The 1,897-nt window shown below is 51.3% G+C and carries 4 protein-coding genes; all 4 read left to right on the top strand.

Features of this window, described 5'->3' with window-relative positions:
- The coding region (locus DBR12_RS22290) for an RHS repeat-associated core domain-containing protein (protein WP_199226621.1) at positions 1 to 600 on the top strand (600 nt) is incomplete at its 5' end.
- Position 601: 1 nt separating this feature from the next.
- Positions 602 to 1,147, top strand: coding sequence for a hypothetical protein (locus DBR12_RS21925; RefSeq protein ID WP_146185456.1), 546 nt, complete (start codon positions 602 to 604; stop codon positions 1,145 to 1,147).
- 341 nt (positions 1,148 to 1,488) lie between these two features.
- On the top strand, positions 1,489 to 1,647 hold the full coding sequence (locus DBR12_RS22130; RefSeq protein WP_158274967.1) for a hypothetical protein: 159 nt from the start codon (positions 1,489 to 1,491) through the stop codon (positions 1,645 to 1,647).
- A gap of 9 nt (positions 1,648 to 1,656) precedes the next feature.
- Positions 1,657 to 1,897 (top strand): RHS domain-containing protein (locus DBR12_RS23510; protein ID WP_146185457.1); only part of this gene is annotated, 241 nt, incomplete at its 3' end.

Here is a 1,897-nt window from a genome sequence, read left to right as displayed (position 1 = left end):
CAGACAGTCCAGCTTCAGCAGAACCTGCGGATGCAGGGGCAGTACCTGGACAGGGAGACGGGGCTGCACTACAACACGTTCCGGTACTACGACGCGGACCTGGGGGCGTTTACGACGCCGGATCCGATTGGGCTGGATGGTGGGTTGAACCTGCACCAGTATGCGCCCAATCCGACTGGTTGGATTGACCCTTGGGGCTTAAGTCCAGTATGTCGTATGACTGGTGTTGGGCATGGCAAAGCAAGTGATCTGCCGGTAGTTCGGCCCGGGACAAAGCAATGGGATACGGCGGTGCAAGCGCTGAAAAACGGTGGGAAAGGAGATGTTCGAGTTGCCAACGCTGCAGATGCCAAAGCACTACTCACGCAAGCCCGCGGCAGCATGGACCGCAGGAAAATGTATTCTAACGATGGAGACTATTCCAAAGGCTATCAAGTTCACAAGCCCCAGCCAGGCACTGATCGGAGCGGTAATCGATTGCCCGCAAAAGAACGATGGAGTAAAGGCGAGGTTGAGGGAGGCGTTGGTAACGATCGCCCGCATATCAAATGGAAAGATCAAAATGGGCGAGATCAGGGTCATATATTCTTTGGTGATTAATATGAAGCTTCCAGGAAGAATGATTGATGTGAAAAGTTCTGGCAGATTGCATAGAATATTTTTGTATAAATTTTTTAAAGGATCTCATGCCTACAGAAAAAATTCTTTTGACAAAGCAACGATGAGTTTTTCGAGTAAGAAGACTTGGAAATTCAATCTATCTGGGCCATTTCTGGGTGGTGATTCGGTATGCTTTGTTGGGGATAGATCGGTTCTCGACGAGAAATTCTTTGAAGAAGAAGGCGAGGTTTGTTTTTTTGAGGCTGGGAGGTTCGATAGGAAAAATCCTCCGAAATTCTATTGTGTCGGTGCACCAGAGGCACGAATTTTTTTGCAGGAGCCAAAATTCATGACGACATACAGCAGTGATTTGTTATACGTCGTTGGTAAGAAATTTAATTGGTTCCTACATATTCGTGCATCGCTAAAATTTGGTGCAAACGATGATTCGGACTATATATACAATTTATACGTAAGAAAAAGTAAATTATATTCGGTAGGTGGGTTGCTTGATCGTAAGGGTCGTAGTTCTTGGGTTTTGGTATAAATTGTTTATTTAAATATGAAATTCTCTCGGGTGATTGAGGTAAATACTGCCAACGACTTCCGGGAAGTCACTGAGTGAAATTTTTCTTTAGAAATTTAGGGGGAAAAGAGCGATTGCAGGTTGACTCCGGATAGTCGGCCTTGACGCTGCCAATGCTGAGCTGTGAAGAGATCCGGCTACTGGGGGAATAGGGAGGCAAGCAGGCCCGTATCTACGTTTACGAGCCGGGCAGCTACTTACCACTGGCGCGCATCGACGGAAGTGGCGCCATAGAGCCGCACGCTGCGGCGGCGCATGCGCTGGGCGGAGGATCAGACAATGCACAAGGCAAGCAGGCCAGCGTGCCCACAACCAACCCGGGCTGGAGCGACCGGTTCAACGTGGGGGCTGCTGCGAACGATGGGCACATCGATGGCGTTGCCAACGCGGACGCAAAGACCACAGCCGCAGCCACAACTCCAACGGCGCAGGCAGCGCAGGTGTACTACTTCCACACCTAGCCCAACGGCCTGCCGGAAGAGCTGAGCGACAACAGCGGCCACCTAGTGTGGACAGCGCAATACAGCACATGGGGCAGTACGGTCCGGGAGGAATGGCGAAGCTACGACGAAGCGGGAAGACCTGTTCAGCGGCTGCAACAGCAGTCAGCCAGTCAGACAGTCCAGCTTCAGCAGAACCTGCGGATGCAGGGGCAGTACCTGGACAGGGAGACGGGGCTGCACTACAACACGTTCCGGTACTACGACGCGG

Source organism: Acidovorax sp. HMWF029 (assembly GCF_003060895.1).
Classification (GTDB): Bacteria; Pseudomonadota; Gammaproteobacteria; order Burkholderiales; family Burkholderiaceae_C; genus Acidovorax.
This window is presented reverse-complemented; position numbering and strand designations above follow the sequence as displayed.